We start from the raw sequence: 1,675 nt of genomic DNA on the forward strand, positions 1-1,675 counted from the left end.
TAGCCTCGATCGTTCATGAGTCCTCGTCGGTTTGCTGACGGGGACTCTGCGTTTGTGTGGTGCGGTCTTTTCGGGGCTGGGGCAGGGCGAGGGCCCGGATCTCGCGTCGGGTGTGCGCCGGGTTCCACTTCACCGGTGGTGGTGCGGGTTGTCGGGACGGTCGAAGTGGCTGGTCAGCCAGGGTTCGGCAGGGCGTGGAGCCTGACGATCGCGTGGCTGATGACTGCGGTCCAGGGCCATCGGGCGGGCAGGCGGAGCCAGCGGCGACGGCTGGTGTTCACGAGCTGCGCGGCGGCGGAGAACAGCCGCAGCCGGAGCTTCTTGACCTCCCAGCGGCGGGCCTCGCCGGTCAGCGCGAGCATCGGCATCCAGGCGAGGACGTCGAGTGCGAGAGAGACGATCTCCAGCCAGATCCGGTTCTGTGCCGTGTCGTGCAGCGGCAGGTTGCGCAGGCCGGTGGCGCGGGCGCCTCGGATGCGGTCCTCGCAGCGAGCCCGCCTGCGGTGACGCAGTTCGAGGTCGGCAAGCTGACCGCCTTTTGTGTTGGTCGCGAAACAGGTCAGCCGCAGCCCGTCGAGGTCGGTGAAGCGCAACTGGGCGCCGGGGTGCGGGCGTTCCTTGCGGACGATCAGCCGCATGCCCTTGGGCCAGGTGCTCAGGTCGGGCATGTCGGTGATCTCCGCGACCCAGGCGCCGGGCCGCTCGGTGCCGCCGGCGTCGTAGGCGGGCGTCCACGCCTTCTTCGGGATCTTCAGGACGGCCTGGTGGATGGCGTCGGTGATGGTCATTCCGACGGAATACGACAGCCACCGCCCCGGCTTGGAGAGCCAGTCGAGGAAGGCGTGGGTGCCGCCGGCGGAGTCGGTGCGGATCAGTGTCTGCCGGCCCCGCCGCAGGTGTCTGGGCAGTTGGGCCAGGGCCAGCTCCGTGGTGGTGATGTGATCGCTTGCGGTGTTTGAGCCTGCGTTACCGGGCCGCAGTAGCGCGGCCACAGGTTCCCCGGAACCGGCCTGGCCGTGGTCGACGAATGCGACGAGCGGGTGATGGCCGAAGGTCTTCTTCCAGGTCGCGGTGGCGTCCTGCTTCTCGGAGTGCGCGAGCACCAGCACGCCGTCGATGTCCACGATCACCTGCCCGTCGGCGGCCGGACCGTCCGCACCGGCCAACTCCCACACCCGCGTGCGCACTTCGGCTCGTGCCGACCGGATCGCAGTGAGGGCCTTCGGGCCGGCTGCGGCGAGGACGTCGACGAGACGGGAGACCGTCGGATCGGAGGCCACCGGGCCGAACACGTCGGGCTCGGCCCGCAGCATGCCGACGTCCGCCAGACAGTCCCCGCCGAGTGCGACGGCCAGAGCCAAGTCCAGCAGGATCTTGCCCGGATCGTGCACCGCCCGCGGTCTGCGCCACGACGCCAGTGCCGCCGATATCGCCGTGTCCAGGCCCACTTTGCGCACCGCCTCGACCAGCAGCACCGCCCCGGCCTGCGAGACCACCCCACGGTCGCCGACCTCGACACGAACACTCGGATACGACCCGCTACGCTTCTTCACCTGGAGAGTGCTTCTTTCCTCGCAGCTGACAGGACCCTCGACAAGTCCCATCGTTGCAGGTCAGCAGCACTCTCCATTTATTTGATCAAGACCTGGACAGGCCCACTCGCGAAAGCCCGGGG

1 protein-coding gene is annotated in these 1,675 nt (G+C 69.0%); it reads right to left on the reverse strand.

The genetic code is table 11. The features are described 5' to 3' along the window. Nucleotides 1-173: 173 nt before the first annotated feature. Entirely contained in the window at nt 174-1,553 is a 1,380-nt protein-coding gene (locus ACX28W_RS43855; RefSeq protein WP_459005682.1) for an IS1380 family transposase, read from the reverse strand. Between the last annotated feature and the right edge of the window lie 122 nt (nt 1,554-1,675).

The organism is Streptomyces sp. SD15 (assembly GCF_054462255.1).